The organism is Massilia sp. PWRC2, assembly GCF_049896725.1.
In the GTDB taxonomy this organism is placed as follows: domain Bacteria; phylum Pseudomonadota; class Gammaproteobacteria; order Burkholderiales; family Burkholderiaceae_D; genus JAFCUW01.
The window spans coordinates 145,642-172,635 of record NZ_JAFCUW010000001.1; the positions used below are offsets into that span (position 1 = coordinate 145,642).

At 65.3% G+C, this 26,994-nt stretch carries 18 protein-coding genes and 1 pseudogene; 7 read left to right on the forward strand and 12 right to left on the reverse strand.

The window, feature by feature from the left end; translation table 11 throughout:
• Positions 1-51: 51 nt before the first annotated feature.
• The 7 genes and pseudogenes from ACP7BZ_RS00655 to ACP7BZ_RS00685 all read right to left on the reverse strand — a co-directional run.
• A pseudogene (locus ACP7BZ_RS00655) lies at positions 52-3,123 on the reverse strand (efflux RND transporter permease subunit); the annotation flags it as partial.
• Entirely contained in the window at positions 3,120-6,293 is a 3,174-nt protein-coding gene (locus tag ACP7BZ_RS00660; RefSeq protein ID WP_426109714.1) for an efflux RND transporter permease subunit, read from the reverse strand. The pseudogene ACP7BZ_RS00655 and the gene ACP7BZ_RS00660, both read right to left, overlap by 4 nt.
• 46 nt (positions 6,294-6,339) lie before the next feature.
• Complete coding sequence (locus ACP7BZ_RS00665) at positions 6,340-7,755, reverse strand: efflux RND transporter periplasmic adaptor subunit (protein WP_426109715.1); 1,416 nt, start codon at positions 7,753-7,755, stop codon at positions 6,340-6,342.
• A 260-nt stretch (positions 7,756-8,015) separates the two neighbouring features.
• Entirely contained in the window at positions 8,016-9,872 is a 1,857-nt protein-coding gene (gene sppA / locus ACP7BZ_RS00670; RefSeq protein WP_426109716.1) for a signal peptide peptidase SppA, read from the reverse strand.
• Positions 9,873-10,020: 148 nt separating this feature from the next.
• Complete coding sequence (locus ACP7BZ_RS00675) at positions 10,021-11,475, reverse strand: sodium:solute symporter (RefSeq protein WP_426109717.1); 1,455 nt, start codon at positions 11,473-11,475, stop codon at positions 10,021-10,023.
• Between the two features lie 130 nt (positions 11,476-11,605).
• Positions 11,606-13,051 (reverse strand): NYN domain-containing protein, encoded by a 1,446-nt coding sequence (locus ACP7BZ_RS00680; RefSeq protein WP_426109718.1) that lies wholly within the window; start codon positions 13,049-13,051, stop codon positions 11,606-11,608.
• A gap of 116 nt (positions 13,052-13,167) precedes the next feature.
• Positions 13,168-13,587 carry a DUF1810 domain-containing protein gene (locus tag ACP7BZ_RS00685; RefSeq protein WP_426109719.1) on the reverse strand — a complete coding sequence of 140 codons (420 nt, stop codon included), beginning with the start codon at positions 13,585-13,587 and terminating at the stop codon, positions 13,168-13,170.
• 50 nt (positions 13,588-13,637) lie between these two features.
• On the opposite strand from ACP7BZ_RS00685, the gene ACP7BZ_RS00690 reads away from it, so the two are divergent.
• Positions 13,638-13,850 (forward strand): DUF3820 family protein, encoded by a 213-nt coding sequence (locus ACP7BZ_RS00690; protein ID WP_426109720.1) that lies wholly within the window; start codon positions 13,638-13,640, stop codon positions 13,848-13,850.
• A 234-nt stretch (positions 13,851-14,084) separates the two neighbouring features.
• Positions 14,085-14,870, forward strand: coding sequence for a hypothetical protein (locus tag ACP7BZ_RS00695; RefSeq protein WP_426109721.1), 786 nt, complete (start codon positions 14,085-14,087; stop codon positions 14,868-14,870).
• Here the strand turns inward: ACP7BZ_RS00695 and ACP7BZ_RS00700 are convergent, their stop codons facing one another.
• From ACP7BZ_RS00700 to ACP7BZ_RS00720, 5 genes are all read right to left on the reverse strand, one after another.
• Positions 14,871-16,106: an ATP-grasp domain-containing protein gene (locus ACP7BZ_RS00700; RefSeq protein WP_426109722.1), complete on the reverse strand. Its 1,236-nt coding sequence runs from the start codon at positions 16,104-16,106 to the stop codon at positions 14,871-14,873.
• Positions 16,103-17,557, reverse strand: a complete 1,455-nt coding sequence (locus ACP7BZ_RS00705) for a pyridoxal phosphate-dependent decarboxylase family protein (protein ID WP_426109723.1) — start codon at positions 17,555-17,557, stop codon at positions 16,103-16,105. The genes ACP7BZ_RS00700 and ACP7BZ_RS00705 overlap by 4 nt, the downstream gene beginning before the upstream one ends.
• A gap of 7 nt (positions 17,558-17,564) precedes the next feature.
• The gene (locus ACP7BZ_RS00710; RefSeq protein ID WP_426109724.1) at positions 17,565-18,470 is read right to left on the reverse strand and encodes a methyltransferase domain-containing protein; all 906 of its coding nucleotides are present in this window, start codon (positions 18,468-18,470) and stop codon (positions 17,565-17,567) included.
• An 87-nt stretch (positions 18,471-18,557) separates the two neighbouring features.
• Complete coding sequence (locus ACP7BZ_RS00715) at positions 18,558-20,741, reverse strand: putative bifunctional diguanylate cyclase/phosphodiesterase (protein WP_426109725.1); 2,184 nt, start codon at positions 20,739-20,741, stop codon at positions 18,558-18,560.
• On the reverse strand, positions 20,734-21,732 hold the full coding sequence (locus ACP7BZ_RS00720) for an EAL and HDOD domain-containing protein (protein ID WP_426109726.1): 999 nt from the start codon (positions 21,730-21,732) through the stop codon (positions 20,734-20,736). Before ACP7BZ_RS00720 ends, ACP7BZ_RS00715 begins: the two co-directional genes overlap by 8 nt.
• Before the next feature lie 296 nt (positions 21,733-22,028).
• Between ACP7BZ_RS00720 and ribA the strand changes: the two genes are divergently transcribed.
• From ribA to ACP7BZ_RS00745, 5 genes are all read left to right on the forward strand, one after another.
• Positions 22,029-22,661, forward strand: a complete 633-nt coding sequence (gene ribA, locus ACP7BZ_RS00725) for a GTP cyclohydrolase II (RefSeq protein WP_426109727.1) — start codon at positions 22,029-22,031, stop codon at positions 22,659-22,661.
• 88 nt (positions 22,662-22,749) lie between these two features.
• Positions 22,750-24,177: a S1 family peptidase gene (locus ACP7BZ_RS00730; RefSeq protein ID WP_426109728.1), complete on the forward strand. Its 1,428-nt coding sequence runs from the start codon at positions 22,750-22,752 to the stop codon at positions 24,175-24,177.
• The gene (locus tag ACP7BZ_RS00735) at positions 24,174-25,163 is read left to right on the forward strand and encodes an FHA domain-containing protein (RefSeq protein ID WP_426109729.1); all 990 of its coding nucleotides are present in this window, start codon (positions 24,174-24,176) and stop codon (positions 25,161-25,163) included. The genes ACP7BZ_RS00730 and ACP7BZ_RS00735 overlap by 4 nt, the downstream gene beginning before the upstream one ends.
• Positions 25,150-26,262, forward strand: coding sequence for a sensor histidine kinase (locus ACP7BZ_RS00740; protein ID WP_426109730.1), 1,113 nt, complete (start codon positions 25,150-25,152; stop codon positions 26,260-26,262). Before ACP7BZ_RS00735 ends, ACP7BZ_RS00740 begins: the two co-directional genes overlap by 14 nt.
• Positions 26,259-26,993 (forward strand): LytR/AlgR family response regulator transcription factor, encoded by a 735-nt coding sequence (locus ACP7BZ_RS00745; RefSeq protein WP_426109731.1) that lies wholly within the window; start codon positions 26,259-26,261, stop codon positions 26,991-26,993. Before ACP7BZ_RS00740 ends, ACP7BZ_RS00745 begins: the two co-directional genes overlap by 4 nt.
• Position 26,994 lies beyond the last annotated feature (1 nt).

The following is a 26,994-nucleotide window of genomic DNA, read 5'->3' on the forward strand; positions in this document are numbered from 1 at the left end:
ATAGACCACCGGCGTGGTCAACAGGGTCAGCACCTGGCTGGCCACCAGCCCGCCGATGATGGCAATGCCCAGTGGCTGACGCAGTTCCGACCCCTCGCCAAAGCCGATCGCCAGCGGCAGCGCACCGAGTGCTGCCGCCAGGGTGGTCATCAAAATCGGGCGAAAGCGCAGCAGACATGCTTCGCGCACGGCGTCCTGCGCCGACAGGCCGCGCGCACGCTCGGCCTCGAGCGCAAAATCGATGATCAGGATGGCGTTCTTCTTGACGATGCCGAGCAGCAGAAACACGCCGATCAGGGCGATGATGGAAAACTCCATCTTGAACAACAGCAGGGCCAGCACCGCACCGACGCCGGCCGACGGCAGCGTCGACAGCACCGTCACCGGGTGTACCAGCGATTCGTACAAAATGCCCAGCACGATGTAAATGACGACGATGGCGGCGGCGATCAGGTAGGGCTGCTCCTGGTTGGAATCCTGCGCTGCCTTGGCGGCGCCCTGAAAACTGCCACGCACATTGTTGGGCATGCCGATACTCGCTTCGGCCTGGCGCACCGCTGCTTCGCCGGCGGCCGTGTTGCTGCCGGCAGCGAGGTTATAGGAGACGGTGGTGGCCAGTTCGCCATCCTGGTGGTTGACCGAGGTCGCCGTCGCGCTCTCGGCAAAGCTGGCAATTGCCGACAGCGGCACCATGGTCGACGCACTGGTAGCGAGCGCAGTGCCGCTCGACGGATCGCGCGAGGCCGTCAGGTTCAACGACGCACCGAGCGTGGTGGCAGCCGTGCTCTTGCCCGGCACGTAGACATCCTTGAGCGCTTCCGGCGACTGCGCATACTGGCTGGCCACGCCCATGATGACGTGGTACTGGTTAAGCTCATCGTAGATGGTGGCGACCTGGCGCTGGCCGAAGCCGTTATAGAGGGCGTTGTCGACGTCACGGGTGCCGATGCCGAGGCGGGCGGCGCTGTCCTTGTCGATGGTGACAAAGGTTTCGACGCCGTTTTCGGCCTGGTCGGTATCGACATCGATCAGCGCGCTCTGGCCCTTCATGGCGTCGGCCAGCCGGGTCGCCCATTTTTTCAGGTCTTCGCGGTTGTCGCTCTTGAGCGTGTACTGGTAGGTCGAATTGGACTGCCGGCCGCCGATACGCAAATCCTGCACCGGGTTGAGGAACATCGACACCCCGGTGACCTTGGCCAGGCGCGGCCGCAGGCGCGCAATCACCGCCTGGCCGGAGTCGCCCTTGGCGCGCTCGCCGACCGGTTTCAGGTTGATGAACATGAAGCCGCCACCGGCCCGCGAACCGCCCGTAAAACCGACCACGGTGGCCACTGCCGGATCGCTGTCGATGATGTTGACCAGCTGGCGCAGCTTGCCCTGCATGGCCTGGAATGAAATCGACTGGTCAGCGCGGATGCCGCCGTTGATCTGGCCGGTGTCCTGCTGCGGAAAAAAGCCTTTGGGGGCCGCCGCGAACAGGTACACATTCAGACCGATGACAAACACCAGAATCACCATCACCAGCGCCTTGGCGCCCAGTGCCCAGTCAAGCGCCGCTTCGTAACCGCCCTGCAGCTTGACGAAGCCGCTCTCCGACCAGCGAGAAAGGCGCCCGGGACGGTGATTGCTGTCGGTTTTCTTCAGCAGCCAGGCGCACATCATCGGCGTGGTGGTGAGCGAAATGACCAGCGAAATGAGCACCGCCGCCGACAGGGTCACGGCAAATTCGCGGAACAGCCGGCCCACCTGGCCCCCCATGAACAGCAGCGGGATGAACACCGCCACCAGCGACAGGCTAATCGAGAGCACCGTAAAACCCACTTCGCGCGCGCCCAGCAGGGCCGCCTGCATGCGGTCCATGCCATCCTCGATATGGCGGGCGGTATTTTCCAGCACCACGATGGCGTCGTCGACGACAAAGCCGGTGGCCACCGTCAGCGCCATCAGCGACAGGTTGTTGAGCGAAAAACCCAGCAGGTACATGACGCCAAAGGTCCCCAGCAAGGACACCACCGTGGCCACCGCCGGCACCACGGTGGCGCGCACCGAGCGCAGGAACACGCTCACCACCAGTACCACCAGGGCGATCGAGATCAGCAGCGTTACTTCAATTTCGTGCAGCGAGGCGCGGATCGAATTGGTCGAATCGGACGCCACCTCAATCTTGACGTCGCTCGGCAGCTGCGCCTGCAATTGCGGCAGCAGCGCGCGCACGCCGTCGACGGTGGTGATGACGTTGGCGGCGGGCTGGCGCGTGACCAGCACGATCACCGCCGGCTCGCCATTGAACAGGCCCAGTGTGTTGACGTTTTCAACGCCATCGGTCACCGCCGCCACATCCTGCAGGCGGACGGCGGCGCCGTTGCGCCATGCCACCACCAGCGCTTTGTAATCGTTGGCGCTGCGCCCGCCGCTGGCGCCGGCAGGCTGCGAATAGATCTGCAGGCGCTGGCCGTTGCCTTCGATAGCCCCTTTCGGCCGGTTGGCATTGGTGGCCTGGATGGACGCCCGCACGTCTTCAGTGGAGACGCCATATTTATTGAGCGCATAGGGCAGCAGATCGACACGCACCGCCGGCAGCGAGCCGCCGCCGATTTCGACGTCGCCCACGCCCTGCACCTGCGCCAGCTTTTGCTGCACCAGGTTCGACACCGTCTCGTAGATCTGCCCCGGCGTCTTGGTCTTCGAGGTCAGTGCCAGGATGATGACGGGAGCGTCAGACGGATTGGCCTTGCGGTAGGTAGGATTGCTGCGCAGGGTCGACGGCAGGTCGGCGCGGGCGGCGTTGATGGCGGCCTGCACCTCGCGCGCGGCCGAATCAATTTTTCGGGTCAGGTCGAACTGCAGGCTGACGCGGGTCGAGCCGTTGCCGCTGTTGGACGTCATCTCGTTGACGCCGGCGATCACGCCCAGGCGCCGTTCGAGCGGGGTGGCGACGCTGCTGGCCATGGTGTCGGGACTGGCACCGGGCAGCGAGGCCGACACCGAGATGGTGGGAAAGTCAACCTGCGGCAGCGGCGAGACAGGCAGCACGAAAAACGCCCCGATGCCGGCCAGCGCAATCCCCACCGTCAGCAGCACGGTGGCGATCGGCCGGCGCACGAACGGTTCCGACAGGTTCATTCGCGCGCTCCGGGGACAGTACCGTCGGTGCGCGCTTCGAGCAGGGCGCCGTGCGCGTACGGGTTGTGCAAGGCATCGTCCCTGCTACCAAAACGCTTGCTCATGCGCTGATTGACGCGCTTGGCCAGGCGGTCAAAGCCGAGGTAAATCACCGGGGTGGTAAACAAGGTCAGTACCTGGCTGACGATCAGGCCACCGAAAATGGCCAGGCCCAGCGGGCGGCGCAGCTCGGCGCCTTCACCCCAGCCCAGCATCAGCGGCACGGCGGCAAACAGCGCTGCCAGGGTGGTCATCAGGATCGGCCGGAAACGCAGCAGCGCCGCCTGGTGAATCGCCTCCTGCGCACTTTTGCCCTGCTCGCGCTCAGCCTCGATGGCGAAGTCGATCATCATGATGGCGTTTTTCTTGACGATGCCGATCAACAGGATGATGCCGATGATGCCGATCACCCCCAGGTCCTGGCCCGAGATCAACAGCGCCAGCAGCGCGCCGACACCGGCCGACGGCAGCGTCGACAGGATCGTCATCGGGTGAATATAACTCTCGTAGAGCACGCCGAGGACGATGTACACGCACACCACCGCCGCCAGGATCAGCCACAGCTGGTTCGACAGCGATGACTGGTAGGCGCCGGCGGCGCCGAGGAAGGTCATCGACACTGCCGGCGGCAGCTTGACATCGACACTGGCAGCACGGATGGCGTCGACCGCCGTACCGAGCGAGACGCCGGGCGCGGTATCGAAGCCGATGGTGGTGGCCGGGTATTGCGCCACGTGGGTAATTTGCAGCGGCGCCGGCCGCTCGGTGATGGTGGCAATCGCTTCGAGCGGGGTCGGTTTGCCGGAACCGGTCTTGATCGGCAGGCGTTTCAAGGTATCGATCGACATGGCGTGCTCGTTCTTCGCTTCGAGGATCACCCGGTACTGATTGGTTTCCGTGAAAATGGTCGAGACGATGCGCTGGCCAAAAGCGCTATAGAGGGCATCATCGATGGTCGACGCCGTGATCGACAGCCGCGCAGCGCTGTCGCGGTCGATGTCGACAAACGCCGCCACACCGCTGGCGCCGGCGTCGCTGGTGACATTGGCCACCTGTTTGGTCGACTGCAGGCGCGCCACCAGTGCGTTTGCCCACTTGGTCACGCTGGCGCTGTCGGCCCCTTCGATCGACACGCGGTACTGGGTCGGCCCGGTTTCGGCGTCGATGGTCAAGTCCTGGGTCGGCTGCAGGAACAGGGTCAGGCCGGCCACCTGCGCCACCCGCTGGCGCAGGCGCGTCATGATGGCTTGCTGGTCGCTGCTGCGGGTGGGTTTCAAGTTGATCAGCATGCTGCCCGTGTTGAGCATGGTGTTGTTGGCGGCGTCGACGCCGACATTCGATGACAGCGACAGCACGTCCGGGTCCTGCAAAATCACGCGCGCGGCCTGCTGCTGCAGGCTGGCCATGCCGTCGTACGAAATCGCCTGGCGCGCCTGCACGCGCGCCTGCAGCTGGCCGGTGTCCTGGGTAGGGAACAGGCCCTTGGGGATCAGCATGTACAGCGCCACCGTCAGCAGCAGCGTGGCCAGCGCCACGATCAGGGTCAGGCCCTGGCGTGCCAGCACCCAGGTCAGGGCGCCGTCGTAACGGTGCACCACGCGGTCAAAAAACGCCTGCGTGTGCAGCGCCAGCTTCGATGGCGTTTCATCCTTGTGCGCCTTGAGCCAGCGCGCCGACATCATCGGCACCAGGGTCAGCGACACCACCGCGGAAATGAGGATGGTGATCGAAAGCGTGATGGCGAACTCGCGAAACAGCCGGCCGACGACGTCGCCCATGAACAGCAGCGGAATGAGCACGGCGATCAGCGAGACCGTCAGCGAAATGATGGTAAAGCCGATCTGGGCGGCGCCCTTGATCGCCGCTGCCATTGGCGTTTCGCCTTCTTCGATATAGCGGGCGATGTTTTCGATCATGACGATGGCGTCGTCGACCACGAAGCCGGTGGCAATCGTCAGCGCCATCAGCGACAGGTTGTTCAGGCTGTAGCCCAGCAGGTACATGGCGCCACAACTGCCGATCAGCGAGATCGGCACCGACAGGCTGGCGATCACGGTGGCGCGCACGCTGTGCAGGAAAGCGAAGATCACCAGCACCACCAGCGCCACCGACAGCAGCAGTTCGAGTTCGACGTGTTCGACCGAGGCGCGGATACCGGTGGTGCGGTCGACCAGCACGTCCAGGTGCAGCGCGCCGGGCAGGCTGGCCTGCAGCTCCGGCAGGCGCGCCTTGATGGCGTCGACGGTGGCGATGACGTTGGCGCCCGGCTGGCGCTGGACGTTGACGATGATGGCCGGTTTCAAGCCCGACCAGGCGGCCAGCTTGACGTTCTCCGCGCTGTCGACGACGTTGGCGACGTCGACCAGCCGCACCGGCGCCCCATTTTTATAGGCGACGATCAGCTGCTTGTAGTCGGGCACCGCCAGCAGCTGGTCGTTGGCGTTGATGATGTAGGAGCGGGTCGGGCCGTCGAAGCTGCCCTTGGCGCTGTTGGCATTGGCGGCGGTGATCGCCGTGCGCAGCGAGTCCAGTCCCAGGCCATACGAGGCCAGTGCCTCGGTATCGGCCTGGATACGCACCGCCGGCCGCTGGCCGCCCGACAGGCTGACCAGGCCGACGCCGTTGACCTGGCTGATTTTCAGCGCCAGGCGCGTGTTGACCAGGTTTTGCACCTCGGTGAGCGGCATGGTGTCGGACGTGATCGCCAGCGTCAGCACCGGGGCATCGGCTGGGTTGACCTTGGCGTACACCGGTGGCGCCGGCAGGTCGGTGGGCAGCAGCGAGCCGCCGGCGTTAATCGCCGCCTGTACTTCCTGCTCGGCGACGTCGAGCGTCTGGCCCAGGCCAAACTGCAAGGTGACGATGGAAACGCCGGCGGCGCTGGTCGAGCTCATGCGCGATAGACCCGACATCTGGCCGAACTGGCGTTCGAGCGGCGCCGTCACCGTGCGCGCCATCACTTCGGGACTGGCGCCCGGATACAGGGTTTGCACCTGGATGGTGGGGAAATCGACCTGCGGCAGGGCCGACAGCGGCAGAAATTTAAAACCGACCAGGCCAGCGAGCACGATCGCCAGCATCAGCAGCGAGGTGGCGACAGGCCGGGCGATGAAGGGGCCGGACGGATTCATGAGCAATATCCCAACGGCGCGGCGGCCACACAGCTATCGAACACCATCATGGGGCGGGACTTTCGGCGCGGCGGCGGCGCTGGCCTTCGGCGGCGGCGGGTGCAGCGGCCGCCGGAGCGGCGGCGGGTGCAGCGGCCGCCGGAGCGGCGGCGGCAGGCGCGGCGCCATCGGCGGCGGCGCCGCGGTTGCCGCGCCGGCCAGCGCCGCCGCCGCCACCGCCGCCGCCAGCGGGACGGTCGCCCGGCAAAATCACCTTGGCGCCATCCTTGAGGCGGTCGGCCCCTTCGGTGATGACCTGCTCGCCCACCTTCAGACCGGTGGCAATCTGCACCTTGTCGACGGTGGCCTGGCCGCGCGTGACGGCGCGCACCGACACCGTCTTGTCGGTGTTGAGAACGTAGACGAAGTCGCCGCTGGCGCCGTGGCGCAGGCTGGTCACCGGCACCACCACGGCGCCCTTGATATTGCGTACTTGCAGGCGCAGGTTGACGAACTGGCTGGGGAACAGCTTCATGTCGCTGTTGACAAAGCGCGCCTTGGCCTTGACGGTGCCGGTCTGGATATCGACCTGGTTGTCGAGCGCTTTAAAACTGCCGCTGGCGAGCGTGTTGATACGGGTGCGGTCAAAGGCGATCGCCGGCAGCGGCGTGTTCTCGACCATGCGGCCCTGCACCGCCGGCACCTGGTCCTGGGGGATGGAAAATTCGACATCGATGGGCGCTAACTGGGTGATGACAGCAATGCCGGCAGCGTCGCCGCTGGCGACCAGGTTGCCCAGGTCGACCACGCGCAGGCCGACCCGCCCGCTGATCGGTGCCTTGATCTGGGTGTAGCTCAGGTTCAGGCGGGCCACCCCTTCGGCCGCCTTGTCGGTCATGATGGTGCCTTCCAACTGCTTGACCAGCGCGGCCTGGGTGTCGACGTCCTGGCGGGCGATCGAATCTTGCGTCAGCAGGGTGCGGTAGCGGCTCAGGGTGACGCGCGCGCTGTCGAGTTGCGCTTCGTCGCGCTGGCGCTGGCCGCTGGCCTGCAGCAGCGCCATCTCGAAGGCGCGCGGATCGATGGTGGCGAGCACCTGGCCGGCCTTGACCATCTGCCCTTCGCTAAAACTGATCTTTTGCAGCACGCCCGATACCTGCGGGCGCACGGTGGCAGTGGCCGCCGCGGTGACGGTGCCAAGCGCATCGATGACGACCGGGATGTCCATGGTCTCGGCGGTGGCGACGCCGACGGTGGAAGCGGGCGCGCCGCCGCGCCGGCCACCGCCACCACCGCCACCACCGCCCTGCCCGGCGCGCGCACCGCCAGCACCGCCGGCGTCGGCGGCCGGGTGGGTCAGGTGCCAGGCCAGCCAGCCCAGACCAATCATGACGGCCACGGCGATGACGGTGCCAATGAACTTGCGGCGCCCGCTGCGCTGCGGTGCGGGAGAGACGGCTTTGTCAACTGGCTGCTGCTGCATGATTTCCTTGATCGAAATGGTAACAATTACCGTCCAACTGTAGCATGCAGGGGTGGTCCTGTATGTTTCATAGCGTACAGAGGAGAATACAAAGTGCGCCATAGGGACACCATCGGGCGGCGGCGGCAGGCCAAAAAAAAGCCGCTTCAGGGGGAAGCGGCGTCGGCGCAAGGGTGTACTTGGTGTTACAAACCCGCTACATATCAAGCAGGGGGGACTGGCACCGCAGGGTGCCTGTCCCAATGCTGAACTGCTGCAAATTACGGCATGCCACACAAACAATGGGTCACGGCCGCAAATGGCTCCTTGCCACTATTTAGCTCCGACAGCCACGCCATATCGCGCGCCACTTGCTTGACGCTGGCCGCCGGTAAACCGGTCGGCAGCATGCCCAGTTTGACTTCGATTTGCAAGGCCTGGGCGGCAGAGGCGCCGAACATATTGAGCACGCGCTCGACCCGGGTGCTTTCGCGCTCGACGTAAGCGACGCGGTAATCGGCCGGCAGTTTGGCGCGCGCCGCCGCCGCTTTCAGGGCATCCTGGTAACTGCCCAGGCGATCGACCAGCCCCCGTTCCTGGGCCTGCGCCCCGGTCCACACGCGGCCCTGGCCGACGGCGTCGATTTTCTCCGGCGTGGTCTTGCGGGCGGCGGCGGCGCGGGTGGTGAACTCGCTATAAATGTGGTTGACGCTGCTCTGCACCAGCTGGCGGAAGCGCGGATCGAGCGGGCGCAGCGGGTTGTAAGCGTCGGCCAGCCAGGTGGTGGTGGTGCCGGCCGTGTGCACGCCTAGCTTGTCGACCACTTTTTCCGCCGTCGGCAAGATGGCGAAGACGCCGATCGAGCCGGTGATGGTGGCCGGATCGGCGATCACTTCGTCGGCCGCCATCGAAATCCAGTAGCCACCGGAAGCGGCCACATTGCCCATTGAAATGATCACCGGCTTGCCGGCGGCACGCGTCAATTCCAGCTCGCGCCGGATCAGCTCGGAGGCAAAGGCGCTGCCACCGGGTGAATCAACGCGCAGCACCACGGCCTTGATTTGCTCGTCCTCGCGCGCACGGCGGATCTGGTTCGAGGTCGAATTGCCGCCGATGCCACCGGGGCCCGAGCTGCCATCGGTGATTTCGCCCGAAGCGACGATGACGCCGACGGCGTCGCCAAACATTTTCGGGCGGTTGCGGCCGAGGTAGTCATCAAAACTGATCTGGCGGAAGCTCTTGGCCGAGGCGTCGTACTCCCCGCGGGTGATCATCATGCTGCGCAGCTGGTCGCGTGTCTTCAGGCCATCGACCAGCTTGTTATTGAGCATCACGCGGGCGCCGTCACCCTGCGCCGTTTCCATCAGTTGCGGCAGCTTGTCGATCATGCTGTCGATGGCGCCGGCGGGCAGCTTGCGGCTTTTTTCCACCGTCGAGGTGTAGCCTTTCCACAGGGCGTTGTAGAGCACCCCTTCGGCTTCGGCAGCGGCATCCGACGGGCCGTTGCCGATGTACGGCTCGGCAAAGCTTTTGTAAGTACCCACTTTCATCAGGTTGACCGTCACGCCCACCTTGTCGAGGGCGTCGCGGTAGTAATTGCGGTAGCGGCCAAAGCCCTTGACGTTGACCATGCCCATCGGGTGCAGATACACCTCGGTGGCGTGCGCGGCCAGCAGGTACTGGCGCTGGTCGTAATTGCCAGCCCAGGCGACGACGGGTTTGCCGGCGGCCTTGACGCGCTCGATGGCGGCGCCAATATCGTTGAGCTGCGCCATGCCGGCCGCATCCATGTCTTCGAGCATCAGCAGCACGCTGCCGATGCCCTTGTCGGTGGCGGCGGCATCGAGCACTGTGAGCAGGTCGCGCAGCTGCACCTGGCGGCGCGAGTCGCCATTGACGTTGGCCAGCACGGCGTCCTGCACGCTGCCGGTGGCCTGCTCGACCACGCTGCCCTTGATGTTGATGACCAGCGCCGTTTTCGGCGTCAGCGGCTTGACGCCACCGCTGAACAGGCCGACCGCGATGAGCACCAGGAGGAACAGGGAAATCAGGTTGAAGAAGGTGCGGCGGGTGGCGTCGAGGGCACGCCAGAACAGGCCGAAGCCGCGACGCACGGCGGAAAAAGGTTTGAAGGACATCGGTTCTCCAGCGGCAAAGTTGATGAAACAATCGGGTACAACAAGTCACAACACGTCAAAACACGTCACAGCACGTCACAGCACGTCACATTACGTCACACCCCGCACTGTACGATAAAAGCGCCTCTGCCGCCTTGATGGCGAGCGTCTAATGTTGCTTTTTGGAAATTAAATACAAGCCGGCAAACACCAGCGAGCCGTTGATCATCAACATTTCAAGGCCAAAACGGTAACTGGCAAACAGCTGCGTTTGATGCAATTCAAGCACCGCGCACAGCAGCGGCGCGCCGATGGTGACCAGCGGCACCAGGCGGTCGCGCAGGATGCGGGTGGTCAGCATGCCGAAGGCGAACAGGCCCAGCAGCGGCCCGTAGGTGTAGGCTGCCAGCTTGAGGATGACGACGATCATGCTGGGGCTGTCGATTGCCTTGAACACCAGCACCAGCAGCAGGAACAGGGCGGCATACGCGAGGTGCACGGATTTGCGCAGGCGTATCTTGGCGCCCTCGCCCAGTGCGCCGATGTAGCCGGGACGGTGAATGCCCAGCAGGTCGATGCAGGTGGTCGAAGTGAGCGCGGTGATGGCGCCGTCGGCACTGGGAAACAGCGCCGACACCAGGGCGATCAGGAAAATCACTTGGACCGCCGCTGGCAGGTGGCCGGTGACGATGGCCGGAAACAGCTGGTCGCCGCTGGCGGTGACGCCCACCAGCGGTGCATACAGGTGCAGCAAGCCGCCCAGGAACAGGAACAGCGAGAGCACGATGGTCAGCACCAGGGTGAGCGTGAGCAGGTTTTTTTGCGAGTCGGCCAGGGTTTTTACGGAGATGGTTTTCTGCATCATTTCCTGGTCCATGCCGGTCATGGTAATGACGATAAAAATGCCGGCGACGATCTGCTTGAGCCAGAAACTGGGACTGTCAGGGCTGCTGGTGAACACCCGCGACAGGCCGCGCTCCTGCATCTGCGCCAGCGACTGCGCCAGCGTCAGGTCGAGCTGGCTGAACAGAAAGCCGACGCAGGCCAGCAGGCCGATCAGCATGCAGCTCGTTTGCAGGGTGTCGGTCCAGACGATGGTCTTGACGCCGCCCTGGTAGGTGTAAATCAGGATCATGCCGAGGATGACCAGGGTGGTCAGCCAGAACGGTATCGCCAGGCTGTCGAGGATGATCACTTGCAGGATGTTGACCACCAGGTACAGGCGGGCGGTCGCGCCCAGCAGGCGCGACAGGATAAAAAAGCCGGCGCCGCTCTGGTAGGCGCGGCGCCCCAGGCGCATGTCGAGGTAACTGTAAATCGAGGTCAGCTTGAGGCGGTAATACAGCGGCAGCAACAGATAGACCACGGCGATGTAGCCGATCACGTAGCCGATCAGGATCTGGGCGTAGCCAAAACCGTCGCGCCCGACGGCGCCCGGTACGCTGATGAAGGTGGCGCCCGACAGCGTGGTGCCGACCATGCCGAAGGCCACCAGCATCCAGTTGCTCGACTTGTTACCGATGAAAAAACTGTCGTTGGTGGCGTTGCGCGACGTCGCCCAGGCGACGCCCAGCAACAAGGCAAAATAAGCGATCAGGATGCAGAACAGCAGGACTGGGGACATGAGACGGTGGCAGGAGGTTGTTACTGAAAGGGACTAACGCGGCTGGTAGTCTGGACAATTGGGACCGGCACCGCAGGTGCCAGTCCGAATGTTCGATCAACGCTTAAAACAACCACCAACGCTTGCCGTTTTAGCCCTGCTCGGCCTTCACCTTGGCCTTGGCCGGCCGCCGACTGCGCACCGGCTTAGCGGCAGCTTCGACCACCGGTGCAGCGGCAAGCACGTCGACTTGACTGACCACCTCGGGCGCGGCCTGCTGGCGCACGGCCGGCGCCCGGGCTTTCTTGGCGGCCGGTTTGCGGGCCGGCGCGCGGCGCTGGCCCGCCGCTGGCGGCGGGAATGGCGATTCGTCGTTCCACACTTCGCTGTCGAGCGCTTCGACTTGTTCCGCCACGGCCGGCTCGGGTTGTACCTCGGGCTGTACCTCAGCCTGCGGCTCGACTGCATCAACCAGGTCAGCAGGCTCGACCTGCGGCGCCACCGGCGCCCGGAAATCGGTGCGCCCGCGACCGCGACCACGGCCGCGCTCCTGCTCGGGACGGGCCTGGCGGCGCGGCGCTTCCACCGCCGCGGGCGCTTCCGTCATGGGCGCGACGGGCGCGTTGAGCAATTCCGCCATTTCCGGCGAGAAGCCATCGATGTCCAGCACGGCGGGACGGCCATCGAGATGGCCATCGACCGCCTCACCGTCGACGTCTTCGACCACCGCCTCGGCACTGCGCCCGGCCTGGCCGGCGGCACTGCGATACACATAAGCACCGGATTTTTCATCGCGGCCAAACTCGAGCAGGCCGCGCGCCTGCGCTTCTTCCAGCAAATTGCCGAAGGTGCGGAAACCAAAATAGGTTTCATTAAATTCGGGGCGACGGCGTTTCAGGGTGTCCTTGAGCAGCGAGGCCCAGATCTTGCCGCTGTCGCCACGCTCGGAGACCAGGGCGTCGAACATTTCGACCACCATGTCGATCGCTTGCGCCTTGCGTGCTTCCAGTTCTTCCTTGCGCTTGTCGTTCTTGTCGTCGGGCGCGCGGCGGTTGCTGCCGGAGGTGCTTGCCTGCGGCTGCGATTTGCGCTCGTCGCGTTTGGCGGCGGCGCGCTTGACTTCGCGCACCAGGTCATCGTAGAAAATGAATTCGTCGCAATTGGCCACCAGCAGGTCCGAGGTCGATTGCTTGACGCCGACGCCGATCACCTGCTTGTTGTTCTCGCGCAGTTTCGATACCAGCGGCGAAAAATCGGAATCGCCCGAAATGATGACGAAGGTGTTGACGTGCGACTTGGTGTAGCACAGGTCGAGGGCATCGACGACCAGGCGGATGTCGGCCGAGTTCTTGCCGGACTGGCGCACGTGGGGGATTTCAATGAGCTCGAAGTTCGCTTCGTGCATGGTGGCCTTGAAACCCTTGTAGCGTTCCCAGTCGCAATAGGCTTTCTTGACCACGATGCTGCCCTTGAGCAGCAGGCGCTCGAGCACGGGTTTGATGTCGAATTTTTCGTAGTTGGCGTCGCGCACACCGAGCGCCACGTTTTCGAAATCGCAGAACACCGCCATGCTGATATTGTCGGGAGTTGAAGCCATAGGGAATTTTTTCCATGCAGTGAAGGTCGGACAAGCCAGCGATTATACGCATGTTGCCAGCACGCACCGCACCGCAGCCGCCGCCTGCCTGCCGGCGCCCTCCCCGCTGGCCGCATCTACAGGCGCGCTAGCGTCGCCAGATCGGGCAAGCCATCGAAAAATTCGTTGAGGCAGTCCTGAAACACCGCTTCGTCCGGCGCCACTTCGGCAAACAGGGTCAGCGACGAATGCAGTTTTTGTGCATCAGCGCTGCCGAAGATGGTGGCAATGTCGCGGCCGCGCAGCGCCAGCACCAGCGCGCAGCACTGGCGCAAGCGTTGCCCCAGCACGGGGTGCGCCAGGTAGGCAGCGGCCTCGTCGGCAGACGCGATGGCGTAGCGTTGCGACAGCGCGCTGCGGCCCAGTCCGGCAATTTGGGGAAACACGAACCACATCCAGTGACTGCGCTTGCGCCCGGCGGCAAGCTCGTCGAGCACGCTGGCATACACCGCTTCCTGCGCCTCGACGAAGCGGGCAAGATCGAATAGATCATTCATAAGGTGACCCTCCTCGCCGCTATATTAGCGCGGGTGCTACAGTGGCGCGCATGAAAGCCGAACATTTGCAGCTGCTGCTGACCCGCGAAATGCCCTTTGGTAAATACGAAGGCCGCAAGATTGCCGACCTGCCCGGCCACTACCTGGGCTGGTTCGCCCGCGCCGGCTTTCCCAAAGGCGAGCTGGGCGAGCTGCTGGCCATCATGTATGAACTCGATCACAACGATCTGCGCAGCCTGCTCGATCCCCTGCGGCGGCGCTGACAGGGCGCGCTGTGCTAAGCTTGGTCGCTCAACAGTAGCGCTGCTGTACTGTTTTTATCTGACCACCTCGCCACGGAGGCTGACCTGATCGTCGCCCAAGACCCGCTTTTCTGGAAAGCGACCCTCGATCTACCCATCGCCGCGCGCACCGGTGCGGCCCCTGCCGAGCTGGTCGATTACATCGCCTGGGCCAACCAGGCCAGCGCCGTCGACGCCCGCACCTGCGCTTGCGCGGTGCCGGCCGACCTGCTGGACGATCTGCGCACTGCCATCAACGAGGTGCCCGATCTCATCAACGCACAATTGCAGGACGTCCTGCTGGGCGTGTATTTCGCCCGCGCCGTCGGCTCGTCGGCCATTACCGATGTCGTCGTCGATTCGCAAGGCGCGATTATCGGCGCCGTGATCGTGATGGATATCGACGCCTTTGCCGAACGCTTGGCCAATGCCTGGGCCACCTGGAAAGAAAACTCCCCGTTCGAGCTGCGCGGCAGCAACTGCCTCGAGGTGACCATCGCCGACCCCGCTGGCGACACGCGCGCCAATGCCATCCAGTTCCTGCTGCTGCACGAATATGGTCACGTCCTGAGCACCGGCCGGCGCTTTTTGCCAATCTGGTGGCTGGGCGCCGACGCCATGCGGGGCACCACCGATTACGCCTTCCTGCAACTGGGCTGGGACGTCACCGCCGACAAACAGATCGTGCCGAAAGCGGGCGAGGATTTTGCCGGGCGCAGCGCCATCTCTTACTATGCGCGGCGCGGCCTGGCCGATGACGCCATCCTCGGCATCTACCAGGCGCTCGCTGGCACCAGCTTTGCCACCCTGTACGCCGCCACCAATGTCTACGACGACTTTGCCGAAACGTTTGCCACCTATGTCCACAGCGTATTGCTGGGCAAGCCGCTGCGCGTGCGCGTGCTGTGCGACGGTGAAGTGCGTCTGCAGCGCCAGCACTTCTGGCAAGACCCGGCCAGCGCCGACAAACGGGCGTTTATGGAACGCCTGCTGGCGCCGTAATCACGCGGGGGGCATGCCGTTGCGGGCGTTCTCGAGCAGACGGCGAAAGCCATCGAACACTTTTTGCATGACCGGTTTTTTGTAGGCGTACTTGGGGTCCGCTTCCAGTGCATGGACAACCATGGCATTGTCGACCTCGAAGATCAGCAATTGCCCCGATGGCGTTTCCGCGCAATCGATGCCCAGATACGGCAATCCCATGCGCTCGTTGATGGCCGCCAGCGCCGCCGCGTGGCGGGTGGCGAACTGGGCATCGAAATGGGCCATGCAGTCGGCTTCCTGCCGGCGCTTGTCGGCGCTGTCGTCCATGCCGGCATTGAGATAATGGACCATCCAGTGCGAGGAAATGGCGAAGTGGCAGATATACGGCACGCCCTCGATCAGCGCCACCCGGTATTTGCGGAACAGCCCGTCGTCACTGCTGTAATCGATAAAACGCGACACATAAAATTGCGCGCTATCGACAGCGGCAAGGTAGGCCGGCACATCGGCCGGGGTCGGAATTTTCAACAGATCGTGCCCGGCATGCGACCCGACCGGGCGCACGATCAGCGAAAAGTCGTCACCCGGCAACAGCGCTGCCAGGCTGTGCGGCGTCGCCGCCAGCGCCTGCACGGTGGCGCGATCGGCGCGTGCGGTCAGCGGCAGCAGCACGCCGGCAATCCCCGCCAGCACCGCGCAGACGCCGTCGCGCGAGAGCACGGCAATGCGCTCGGGCGGATTGATGACGGGACGCGGCCAGTGCTGCACCAGTTCGGCGACCTGGGCCAGCAAGGGCTGGTTGGCGGTCGATTCGGCAAGCGCGACGAGCAGCACGTCGTGATCGGGCACGCTGTCGGGAAACGGCGCGGTGGTGCTGACGAACAGCACATCGACGGCGACATCGGCCCCTTCGAGCAGAAATTCGACGGGCGTGTTCGACATCAAGTCGCCCGGCCCCATCAGCACCAGCAGGCGCAGGCCCGGTTCACCTGAATGGCACGACAGGCTGTAGAGCGGCTGCATGGCAATCGCCTCGGCCTGGATCGCCAGCGCGCCAGTGCGGTCGCCCGTCAGTTGCAGCACCGTGGAAAAATCGAGCAGGGCGTTGGCATCTTCGGGATGGTCCTGGGCGCGCTGCAACAGGGCGGCGCCGATGGGCCGCAAGTCTTCGTGCTGGAAGGCGCGCCGCATCAGCGGCGCCACCCCGATCAGCGGGGCAAACGGGGTGCTGGCAGTGGCAAGCAAGTCGTTCATGCAATTCCTTGATGGTCAGGTGGGGCGCAGCGGCGCGCGCCTGCGGCGACGACGGCGACGAGCATCCTGTCAATATCGTGTTCGCTGGTGCGGTGGTTGACCAGCGCTGCGCGGATGACCAGCGCACCAGCGATGGTGGTGGTGGACGGCGCCGCGATGCCGGACTCGTGCAGATCGGCGACGATCTGGCGGTTGATGCTGTCCGCTTGCCCGCAGCGGTAGCGAAAGCACACGATGTTCAGGCTGATCGGCGCCATCAGCTCGAGCGCGGCGTGCGCCTCGATCGCCGCGCCCAGGTACTGGGCCAGGCGGCAGCTCTGGTCGATCGAACGTCCCAGCCGCTCGCTGCCGTAGACCTTGAAGGTCATCCAGGTTTTCAGGGCGCGAAAGCCGCGCGAGAGGTCGGGACCGAAGTCGCACGGCCACGGCGAGCCGCCGGCAAGGCCACGCGTTTCGCGCGCCAGGTAGGCGGCCGGCGAGGCGAACGCCGCCTGGTGCTGAGCGCCATCGCGCACCAGCAAAAAGCCGGCATCATAGGGCACCTGGCCCCACTTGTGGAAATCGAACGCGATCGAATCGGCCAGCTCGATGCCGGCCAGGCGCGGTGCGATGTGCGGCGACAGCATGCCCATGGCGCCGTAGGCACCGTCGACGTGCAGCCACAGCGATTCGCGCTGCGCCAGTGCGGCCAGCGCGCGCAAGTCATCGATGGCACCCACATCGACGGTACCGGCCGACGCGACCAGTAAAAATGGCCGGCGACCGGCAGCGCGGTCGGCGCCGATCGCCGCCGCCAGCGCCGCCACATCGATCTGCTGGCGCCCGTCGACGCCAATCTTGCGCAGCGATGCGCGCCCCAGTCCGGCCATCTCCACCGCCTGGGCGATGGAGCCGTGGGCGGCGGCCGAGGTGTAGACGGTGAGCTCGCCGTCGCTGACGCGCACGCCCTGGCCCCGCGCGCTGCTGCCCAGCAAGGCCACCCTGGCCACCAGCACCGCCATGAAATTGGCGATCGAGGTGCCGGTGACGAACACGCCGCTGGCGCTGGCGGGAAACTGAAACAGTTCGCGCATCCAGCGCACCACCTGGCGCTCGACTTCGACCGGCATTTGATCGCGCCCGCCCACATTCGCATTCAAGCCGCCGGCCAGCATTTCGGCCAGCATGCCGACCGCCGTGCCACCGCCATGGACCCAGCCCATGAAGCCGGGGTGGGCATTGCCGACCGCATAAGGCAGGATGTCGGCCATGAAACTGGCGTGCACGGCGGCCAGATCGGTCGGTTGCGACGGCAGCGCTTGCTCAAACAGCACGCGCTTGTCTGCCGGGATGGCTTGCCAGACCGGACGTTCGCGGATCTGTTCGAGGTAGTCGATCATGTCGTCGAGCATGCGGTGGCCCTGGGCGCGCAGGGCGTCCCAGTTGTCAGGGTCGAGCGAAGCGCGGGTCATGGCGGACTCAAGCGGCCGCCGATGTAGCGCAGGCGTTGCTGGCCAGACCGAGCTGCAGCCCCGCCTGCAGCGCCGGAATCGAACAACCGGCCTTGTAGGCCAGGCGCACTGCCAGCACCTGGCCGGCGCGCACGGCCAGCGGTTCGAGCGGTACCGTCATGTAATTGTTGAGCCAGTCGATGGTGCGCGCTTCATTCGCCACCACGGCGAGGATGTTCTTGGTGATAAAGCGCATGGCGTTGACGGTGCCGTCGGTGGTGATGGCAATCGTCCCTTGCCAGACGATCTGTTCCAGCGTCGGCTCGTTAAAATCGACGATCGCATACACCGCGGGCGCGGCCAGTTCGAGCGTGTCCGCGTGGATCACCTGATTTTGCTGGAATTGAATGATGGGGGCGTCAAAACCCTCGAAATCGCTGTCCTGCTGCAGCGGCTGGATGGCCATCACCACTGCCTCGGGCATGAACGCCGGCAAGGGCGCGCCGAAGCGGGCCAAGTAGCGCGCCTTGAACGAGGCCATCATCTGCACCTGCTTTTCGCGCACCAGGGCGACGTGGATCATTTCGCAAATGACCACATCGACCCGCTCGGGCGGCAGGTAGTCGAAGGCATCGGCTTCGATCAGCTCGACCTTCTCGCCCCCGCGGTTGCGCGCCAGCAGGCGGCGCGCCTCGGCCACCAGGTCGGGATTGAACTCCACGCAATAGACTTTGCTCGCCTGCTGCGCGGCAAACCACGACAGCACACCGGTGCCGCCGCCCAGTTCGAGCACGGTCATGCCCGGCAAGACCGCCTGGGCAATCGCCGCCTTGAAACCCTGCATGCGGTTTTTATCCATCAACATATTGTGATGGTAATGGACCGGGATAAATTGGCCTAAATAACAGCTTTCCTTGTCCGTCGCTTCCAGCATAGCCGTCCTTGTGATCGTTCCCCGCAATCTTGCTTGGTCGGGAAGCAATCATGTTACAGCAAGCACTATGTGCGGTGGATATTTCGGCTAGCGGGTGACGTCGAGCCGCTTGCCGTCGCGTAGCATGGCGGCGAAGTCGGCGGCCGGCACGGCCGGGCTGAACAGCCAGCCCTGCAACTGATCGCAGCCGAGGTCGCGCAGGAACTGCATCTGCTCGACCGTCTCCACCCCTTCGGCGACAATTTCCTGGCGCAGCTGCTGCGCCATGGTGACGATGGCGCGCGCGATGGCACAATCGTTTTCTTCATCGGGCAGGCCGACGACGAAGGCGCGATCGATTTTCAGCGTACTGATGGGGAATTTTTTGAGATAAGCGAGGCTCGAGTAACCGGTGCCGAAGTCGTCCAGCGCCAGCGCCATGCCCATCGCCACCAGCGTATTCATGATGGCAATCACGTCGTCGGTACCACCGACCAGCAGGCTCTCGGTGATCTCCAGCATGATCTGGCCCGGCTGCACGCCGTGGCATTCGAGCACCGTTTGCACGAAGGCGGGCAACTGGCGGTCGAACTGGCGCGCCGACAGGTTCACCGCCACCGGCGGCATCGCCAGGCCGGCATCCTGCCACGCGCGGATCTGGCGGCATGCTTCACCGAGCACCCAGTTGCCAATTTCCAGGATCAAGCCGGTTTCCTCGGCCAGCGGGATAAATTCGTCGGGGCGCACCAAGCCGCGCTGCGGGTGGCGCCAGCGGATCAGCGCTTCGGCACCGACGATGCGGCCGCTGCGCAGGCTGACCTTGGGCTGATAGTGCAGCTCGAGCTGGCCAGCGGCCAGGCCGGCGCGCAGCTCGTTTTCCAGGCGCATGCGGTCCTTGGCGCGCAAGTCCATCTCTTCGCTGTAAAACAGGAAGCGCTCGTTGGCGTTCAGGTCGACCCGCGTCACCGCCACCTCCGCATAGCGCATCAGGGAGGCAGTGTTGGTGCTGTCTTCGAGGTAGATGGCAATGCCGATATGGCCGGCCACGCGCACCTGGTGGCCGCCGATATCGATGGGCGCCTGCAGCGAGGCGAGCAGTTTTTGCGCCACCAGCGCCGCATGCTCGCGCTTTTCGATGAAGGGCAGCGCCACCCCGAACCTGGCGCCGTCGAGGCGGGCGAGGATGTCGGCGTCGCGCAGGCCGGCGCGGAAGCGCCGCCCCACTTCGACCAGCACCTCGGCGACGACGTCGTGGCCCAGCAGGTCGGCCACCGCGGCCAGCCGGTCCACTTCCACCACCAGCACGGCGCCATATTCGGCGGCGCGGCGCGCCTCGCTGAGCATCTGGTCGACCAGGTGATTGAACAGGCTGCGGTTGGGCAGGCCGGTCAGGCTGTCGTAATTGGCCATGCGCTGCATGCGTGCCTCGGCTTCGCGGTGCACGCTGATGTCGGAAAACAGTGAAAAACTGTGGCTGATGGCGCCGGCGCCGTCGCGCACCACGCTGATGCTGACCGCTTGCGGAAACTGTTCGCCATTCTTGCGCTTGCCGACGATTTCGCCGCGCCACGACGCTTCCCCGTGCAAGGTGGCCCGCACGCGCGCCGTAAAACCGTCGTCGGGCGCGCCGGTGTGCAGCAGCTCGGCAGTCTGGCCGATCAGCTCGGCCTCGCTGTAACCCGTCATGCGGCAAAAGGCGGCGTTCGCCGAGACGATGCGCTCATCGGCGTCGGTGATCAGCACGCCCTGCTCGCTGTCTTCGATGATGCGCGCGTGCAGGCGGTGGCGGTCGCTGTCGCTGAGGGCGCCAGCGCGCGGTGCGGCTGGGCTGACAGCGGCGGCGGTCGTCATCGTCAGCAGCATGGCGGCCACGTTGCCGGCGTCATCAAGGAGCGCGCTGACCCGCATGGCAACGCTGATGGTGGCGCCGGCACGGGTGCGCCGGCGCACGATCAGGGCGTCGGCCTGTTGCGGCAGCAGGGCGATGCCGGGATCGTCAGCGTCGGCGGCGTCGAGAAAAAAGGCGTGCTGGCCGAGGGCCTGCTGGCGGCTGTAGCCGAACAGCGCGCTGGCGCCAGCGTTCCAGTCGCTGACATAGCCGGCCAGATCGAGGGTGATCAGCGCCGGCGCGGTAGCTGCCGGCAGTGCTTGCAGCGCCGCCTCCAGCGCCACTTCGAATGCGTCCATGCTGGCCGTTAGCGCAGCGCCATCGCTGGCATCGGCCGCGCCCGTCTCGAGCGCGCGCGCCATGCTGGTCAGGCGCAGGCAGCGCTGGCTCAGCGTTTCAGCCATGGGCTGCCTGGCTTTCCTGCAGGGCGCCCTGCATCCACAGGGCCGCGTCGATGATGGCGTCGTTGAAATCAGCGCGGGCGATCTGCAGCGCGTCGAGGCGGACGGCGGCGCCGGCCAGATCGCCCTGTTCCAGCGCTTCGATCAGGCTGAGCAGGATGCCCAGCTCGCCTTCGCGGCGCAGCAGCGCGGCGTGCACCGCTTCGCCCAGGCACAGCGGCGCCAGCACCTCGGCCACGGTCATGCCAAACAGCACGCCCAGTAAGGAAAACATGCCGGTCATGAAGGCCTGCTCCTGGTGCAATTTATCCAACCCATGCACCTTGGCCAGCAGTTCGAGTGCGCGCGCGCGCATCGCCACGCGGGCCAGCAGCATGGTCGAACGGATGTCGCCCTGGCGGGCGGCAAACAGCATCAGGTTGAGCCAGCGCCGCAGTTGCCCGCGCCCCAGTAGCAGCAGCGCCTGCGAAAAACTGGTGATGCGGCGGCCACCGCCAACGCCGATCGAATTGACCAGCCGCAGCAGGTTGTACGACAGCGCCGGATCGCGCCGCAGCAGCGCCTCGATGGCGTGGGTGTCGGCGTCGTCGGCCACCAGTTGCACCATCTGCAGGGCGGTGGCGCGCGAGGCGGCCTGGGCGCCGGTGGCGGTCGGTGGCGGCGTCATGCACCAGTCGCCATCGAGCCAGGCAATGGCGGCCGGCAGCGCGTCGATCACCAGGCGCTGATCGACGCGGCAGACGGCGGCCGGCGCCAGTGCGCGCCAGCGCTGCTGTTGCAGGGCCTCGGCGAGCGGGGCGGCCAGCGCATCGTGCCGGAACAGGCAGGGCATCGCCGCCGACAGCGCCACAAAATTGTCGACACCAGCGCCAATGGCAGCAGCGAGCGCGCCGTGGTCACCGGCGCCGCACTCGAGCAGCAACGCTGCCGGTCGGCCGCGGGGATCGGCAAGTACACGAAAAAACAGCAGCGCCACAGAATTCGTCGGGGTCATCAACTTGTTAAATTCATCAGAATAAAAGCTATGTTACCGCGAAAGTATTGACGCAGCCCAACACTTTGCAGCAATTTATAGGCCGTTGTGGTCAACCGTTGCTAAACAGGTCAAACATTTGCTAACTGCCCGTTAATTCTTTCTTAACTGGGGTGCCACTGCCGGGCAGCCACAGTCGCCGACGATTTCCGCTACACTTGCGCCTACAGAAATAGCTTTCAGAGATAGCAATGAACCCTCGTGCACCTTTCCCAACACCTTCGCCATCGGCCGACGCACTGTTGGCCGCCCCATTGATGGCCGACTCATTGATGGAGTACGTCACTTCGTGCGCCCTGCCGACGCCGTGGGCGCAATTTACCCTGCACGCCTTTATTGAACATGCGACCGGCAAGGAACATCTGGCGATGGTGCTGGGCGATATCGGCAATGGCGAGCCGGTGCTGGCGCGCGTGCACTCGGAATGCCTGACCGGCGACGTGCTGTTTTCCCAGCGCTGCGATTGCGGCGCCCAGCTCGAGGGGGCGCTGCGCAAGATTGCCGATGAAGGGCGCGGCATCCTGTTGTATCTGCGCCAGGAAGGGCGTGGCATCGGCCTGGTCAACAAGATCCGCGCCTACCGTTTGCAGGAAGCAGGCGCCGACACCGTCGAAGCCAATCTGCAGCTGGGCTTTCATGCGGACGCCCGCAATTACGCCCTGTGCCAGCCGATGCTGGCGCAGTTCGGCGTCGCCCGCGTGCGCCTGATGACGAATAACCCGCGCAAGATCGAGGCGCTGGAGCAGGCCGGCATCGAGGTCAGCGAACGGGTGCCCCTGCTGGTCAACCGCAATGCCTTCAACACCGGTTACCTCGACACCAAGGCAGCCAAGATGGGTCACATGATGATGCCATTGACGGCGGTGGTGGCTGAAGACGGCGAGCTGTAAGCCGCTGGCGCTTTCTGTTCCCTGCGGCCAAATCAATTAAGCTCTGGCAATGTGTTGTATTCCTCAAGCTGTACCGAAACGGGATCGCATGAATTTTTTCAAGATGCTTGTCAGCACGCTCGCCTGTGCCATCACCACTGCCAGCCTGGCGCTCGCGGCGGCGCCCGCTGACAAGGCGGGCGCAACGCGCCAGCTGGCGCCGCCGCTGGCGCCACTGGCACCGCTGGCGACGGCGCCGACAGCGCCGGCCGCCACCCCGCAAGCGCCGCCCGAAGTCGACAGCAGCGCGGTGCTGCCGCCACCGTCGTCGGCCGCGCAAAGCCTGTATTCGCGCGCCAAGACCGACCTGCTGCAAATTCGCATGCTGCTGAAAAATGGCCGCAGCCAGTCCACCGTCGGCTCCGGCTTTCTGATCGGCACCAGCAAACTGGTGCTGACCAATTACCACGTGGTGTCACAGATGGCGCTCGATCCGGACGTCTACACGGCCGAGTATGTCGACACCGACGGCAAGCGTGGCCCCGTTGAACTGCTGGCCGTCGATGTGCTGCACGACCTGGCGGTGGTGCGGGTGAACCGCGCCGGCACCGGATTTTTTACCATCCCCGACAAGCTGGCGACCTTGATCCAGGGCCAGTATCTGTATTCGCTGGGTAATCCGCTCGACCTCGGCTTCGCCATTTCCGAAGGCGCCTACAACGGCGTCATCACGCGCAGCTTTTACGATCAGCTGATGTTCACCGGCCCGATCAACTCGGGCATGAGCGGCGGCCCCAGCGTGACCGCCAGCGGCGAGGTGGCCGGCGTGAATGTGTCGAAACGGCGCGACGGCGAACTGGTGAGCTTCCTGGTGCCGGTGCGCTATGCCCAGCAACTATTGAAAACGGTGGCGGCGCAAACGGCGGCGCCGAAAGATTTTAATCCCCTGATCGGCGCGCAACTGCTGGCGCACCAGGCCGCCATGATCGACAAACTGCTGGAGACGCCGCTGTCGACCAAAAGCATGGGGCCGTACCTGGTGCCGGTGCGCGAATCGGACCAGGTGCGCTGCTGGGGCCGCTCAAACGTCAAGGCGGAAGCGAGTTTCACGGCCGACACCATCAGCTGCCGCATGGAGTCGGCCATCTTCGTCTCCGACACCCAGCAGACCGGCCACGTGTCGATGAGCCACCAGTATGTGCATTCGGCCTCGCTCGACAAGCTGCGCTTTGCCGTATTGGCCACCACCCTGTTCAAGGCCGAAAACCTGGGGCGCGGCAAGGACAGCCGGCTGACCGGCCCGCGCTGCACCGAGCAGTTTATCTCTTCGGGCCGGCTGCCCCTGCGCGCCGTTACCTGCGTGCGCGCCTACCGTAAATTTCCTGGCCTGTATAACTTCACCCTGCTCACCGCCAGCCTCGATGACGCCCGCGCCAGCCTGCAAAGCCGGCTCGATGTGTCCGGCGTGTCGTTCGCCAATGGCATGCGCAGCACCCGCGCCTTCCTCGATACGCTGGCGCGCGGAGCCAAGCCATGAGCGCGCCGTATTTTCTGGAAACCTTGGCCCGCAACGGCGAAGTGCTGCAGCGCCAGCAGGTGGCCGCCATGCCGATCCGGCTGGGACGCGCTTACGACAATGACTGCATCGTCGACGATGCCCACTGCGCGGCGCACCACGCCGTCATCGAGTTCGATGGCGGCGGCGCGCTGGTGTTGCGCGACCTGGGCAGCCGCAATGGCGTGATCCACCGCGGCCGCCGCGTGGCCAGCGTGCTGCTGACGGGCGACACCGTGGTGCGCCTGGGCCACACCTCGCTGCGCCTGCGGCAAGCCGATTTCCCCGTGCCAGCCGAACAGATCGACCACACCCGCCACAGCTGGGAGGGTGGCGCCCCCGGCCTGCTGGGCATCGCGCTGCTGGGCGTGGTATCGCTGTTGTCGGTGTGGCTCAATGACACCGAACCGTTCCAGCTGATCCGCTATCTGCAGGCGCTCGCCTACGGCATTGGCGCCAGCCTGGTGTGGTGCGGCGCCTGGGCGTTTGCCAACCGCCTGTTCGGCCGCCATGCGCGCCTCGGGCGCCACCTGTTCGTGTTCGGCTGTGGCGTCGCTGCCATCAGCGTCTTTAAATTACTCTCGGCCTTGCTGGCATTTAGCCTGTCGCTGGCGTGGATCACCCGCTACGGCGCCCACGTCGCGGTGGCCATCGTTGCCGTGATGCTGTTCTATCACCTGGTGACCGTCAAGCCCCACGGTCGCCGGCAATTTGCCATCGTCTGCGTGCTGCTCGGCCTGCTCGGCTCGGGCCTGACCTTGATCAGCAACGAGCAGCGCAGCGGCCGCCTTGGCGACGAGCTGTACATGTCGGTCATCCTGCCACCGGCCACCCGGCTGGCACGCGCGCGCAGCGTCGGCGAGTTCATGGGCGAAGTGGGCGCCATGCAAGCCCGGCTCGACGCCGACCGCGCCAAACAGGCCAAGGATGCCGATGCCGCCGCAGTGGACGAGGATGACGACGACTGACAGCGCCGCCCTGGCGCAGCCGTGGAGCCGGCGCGCCCTGCTGGGGTTCGCGCTGGCGTGGCTGCTGTTTGCCGCGCTGATGCTGGCAGTTGGCGTCCAGGATTACCTGCGCAGTGGCGGCCTCGCGGTGTGGAAGCCGCTGCTGTGGGAATCGTCGTCGCTGCTGGTGGGCACAGCCCTGATGCTCGCGCAATTGCAGCTGACGCGCCACTGGCGCGGCGCGCTGGCTACGCCATGGCGCTGGTTTGGCCGCCAGGCGCTGTGGCTGCCTGCTTACTGGCTGTTGTTTACCCCGCTCACCTTCGGCATCCGCCACGCGGTGTATGCCCTGGTGGGCGACAGTTACAGTCACCGGCCGTGGGCCGAAGTGCTGTTTTACGAGTCGCTCAAGATCACCATTTTTATTGGTTTGTTCACGGCGGTGCGTTTTGGCGTGCTCTCTTACCAGCAGCTGCTGCAGGCGAAGCTGCATGCCGAACGGGCTAACACCCTGTTACGCCAGGCCCAGCTGCAGCGGCTGGCGCAACAGATGCAGCCGCACTTTCTGTTCAATGCCTTGAACACCATTTCGTCGCTGATGCACAGCGACGTCGAGCGCGCCGACGCCACCCTGATCGCCCTGGTCAGCTTGCTGCGCGCCACCGTCGACGCCGGTGAGCGGCAGTCGGCGCCGCTGGCCGAGGAGCTGCGCCTGGCGCAAGGCTATGCGGGCGTGATGCTGGCGCGCTTTGGCGAGCGCGCCAGCATCGCCTGGCACATAGAAGCACAGGCGCTGGCGTGCCAGCTGCCCGTGCTGAGCCTGCAGCCGCTGCTGGAAAACATTTTCAAGCACACGGTCGAGCAGCGCCGCGCCCTCACCCGCATCACGGTGAGCGCGCAGGTCGAGCCGGCCAGCGCGCTGCTGCGGGTGGTGCTGGAAGACGATGGCGGTGTGCTGGTGCCGGGCCGCGCCAGTGACAGTGGCAGCAGCGGGATCGGCCTGGCCAATCTGCGCGCGCGCCTGACCATGCTGCATGGCAACGGTGCCAGCCTGCAGCTCGAACAACTGGTGCCGGCAGGCGTGCGGGCGACCCTGCTGGTGCCGGCGCCGGTCCAATGATGCGCGTGCTCATCGTCGACGATGAACAGCCGGCGCGCGCCAGGCTGCGCCGCCTGCTGGGCCAGTGCACGGCCGCCGCTGAACTGTGCATCGACGAAGCCGCCGATGGCATCGAGGCGCTGGCACGCATTGCCGGGCAGCGGCCCGATCTCATTTTTCTCGACATCCAGATGCCGGAAACGAGCGGCCTGGAGGTGGCCGCCTCGCTGCCCGAGCCGGCGCCGCTGGTGGTGTTCGTCACCGCCTGGGATCAATATGCGCTGGCGGCATTCGACGCCAACGCCATCGATTACCTGCTCAAACCCTACGACCTGGCGCGGCTCGAGCGTTCCCGCGCGCGCGCGCAGGTGCGCCTGCAGCGGGCGCAGGCGCAGCCGGCCGCAGCGCACGGCTTGCCGCTGCACCAGCTGTTGGTGAGCGAACGGGGGGTCACGCGGGTGGTGCCGGTCGAACAGATCGGCTGGATCGAAACGGCCGACAATTACGTGGTGCTGCACTGCGCCGCTGCACAGCCGCTGCTGCGCCAGAGCATGTCAAGCCTGCTCGCGCGCCTCGGTCCCCGCTTTGTCCGCTGCCACCGCCGCGCCGCCGTCCAGCTGGCGTGGATCGAGCGCGTGATTACGACCGACAAGGGCGATGGCGCGCTGCTGCTGCGCGGCGGCGCGCGGGTGCCGTGCAGCCGCCAGTACCGCGCCGAGGTGGTGGCGCGGCTGGCGGCGTGCAGTGGCTAAG